This is a genomic window from Micrococcus sp. HMSC31B01 (genome assembly GCF_001816085.1).
Lineage (GTDB): Bacteria > Actinomycetota > Actinomycetes > Actinomycetales > Micrococcaceae > Micrococcus > Micrococcus luteus.
In genome coordinates, this window is the sequence record NZ_KV825124.1 from 1 (window position 1) to 1,655 (window position 1,655).

Sequence of the window (1,655 nt, forward strand, 5' to 3'; positions counted from 1 at the left end):
GTCCGCGAGCGCCCCGTCGGGAGCGGGCGGGACGGCACCGGCGGCGCGGGCGCGGGCCGTGAAGCCCTCGATGCGCTCGACGGCGGCCTCGGCCTCGTCGAGGGCGCCGGGCCGGTAGTCGAGCTGGGAGCGGTAGTGGGCCTGCCCCAGGAAGTAGCGCACCGCCGTCGGGCGGGCCATGCCGAGCATCTCCTCGGGGGAGATCGTGTTGCCCACGGACTTGGACATCTTCTCGCCGCCGTAGGTGACGAGCCCGTTGTGCAGCCAGAGGCGGGCGAAGCCGTCCCCGGCGGCCGCCGACTGGGCCAGCTCGTTCTCGTGGTGCGGGAACCGCAGGTCCAGGCCGCCGCCGTGGATGTCGAACTCGGTGCCGAGGTACTTCGTGGACATGGCCGAGCACTCCAGGTGCCATCCGGGGCGGCCGGCGCCCCAGGGCGACTCCCACACGGCGGTGGCGGGCTCGCCGGGCTTGGCGCCCTTCCACAGGGCGAAGTCGCGGGGGTCGCGCTTGCCGCGCGGGTCGGCGTCGGGGGCGTCCTGCATGTCCTCCACGCGCTGGCGGGTGAGCTCGCCGTAGCGCTCCCACGACCGGACGTCGAAGTAGACGTCGCCCGAGCCGTCCTGCGCGGGGTAGGCGTGGCCGCGCTCCATCAGGCGCTCGATGAGCGCGAACATCTCGGGCACGTGGCCGGTGGCGCGCGGCTCGTAGGTGGGACGGCGGACGCCGAGGGCGAGGTAGGCGGCGTCGAACGCCTTCTCGAACCGATAGGCCAGGGCCCACCACGGCTCGCGGGCCGGGTAGAGGTCCGAGGCCTCGAAGCCGGCCTCGTGGGAGGCGGCCGAGCGCTCGAGGATCTTGTCGTCGATGTCCGTCACGTTCCGCACCGAGGTGACGCGCAGCCCCGTGGCCTCGAGCCAGCGGATGAGGATGTCGAACACGATCGCGCTGCGCACGTGGCCCACGTGCGGCATGCCCTGCACCGTGGCCCCGCAGTAGTACACCGACGCCTCGCCGGGCACGAGGGGCTCGAAGTCCCGGACCTGCGCGGTGCGGGTGTCGTAGAAGCGCTGGGCCATGGGGCGCGGTCCTTCCGGAGGGGCGGGGTCCTGACGGGGCTCTGCCAGCCTAGTCGGTGCGCCGGCGCGGACTCAGGCCGCAGGGATGACGAGCGCGGTCGCGATCCCGACCAGCCCCTCCTTGCGCCCGATGAACCCCAGCCGGTCCGTGGTGGCGGCGGAGACGGACACGGGGGCCCCGCCGAGGGCGGCGGACAGGGCGGCCTCCATCTCCGCGCGGCGCGCGCCCACCTTGGGCCGGGGTGCGACCACCTGGACCGCCACGTTCCCGACGGCGAGGCCCGCCTCCGTCAGCAGGCGCAGCACCTCGCGGAGCATGTCCGCGCCGGAGGCGTCCGCCATCTCGGGCCGGTCGACGCCGAACACGGCCCCGAGGTCGCCGAGGCCGGCGGCGGAGAGCAGGGCGTTGCACGCCGCGTGGGCGGCCACGTCCCCGTCCGAGGTCGCGGCCACCCCCCGCTCGCCGGGCCAGTGGATGCCACCGAGCCACAGGGGCCGGGGGGCGTCCTCGGGTGCCCACGCGTGCACGTCGGTGCCGATCCCCACGCGCGGCAGGGGGGCGGGCGCGGCGGCGGGGC

General features: G+C 75.5%; 2 protein-coding genes. Both read right to left on the minus strand.

Annotation, left to right across the window (positions count from 1 at the left end):
- Window positions 1–1,077, minus strand: a 1,077-nt coding sequence (cysS, locus tag HMPREF3105_RS06455; protein WP_070709000.1) for a cysteine--tRNA ligase, incomplete at its 3' end; no start/stop codon positions are given.
- Between the two features lie 72 nt (window positions 1,078–1,149).
- Entirely contained in the window at window positions 1,150–1,623 is a 474-nt protein-coding gene (ispF, locus tag HMPREF3105_RS06460) for a 2-C-methyl-D-erythritol 2,4-cyclodiphosphate synthase (protein WP_070709001.1), read from the minus strand.
- Window positions 1,624–1,655: the final 32 nt, after the last annotated feature.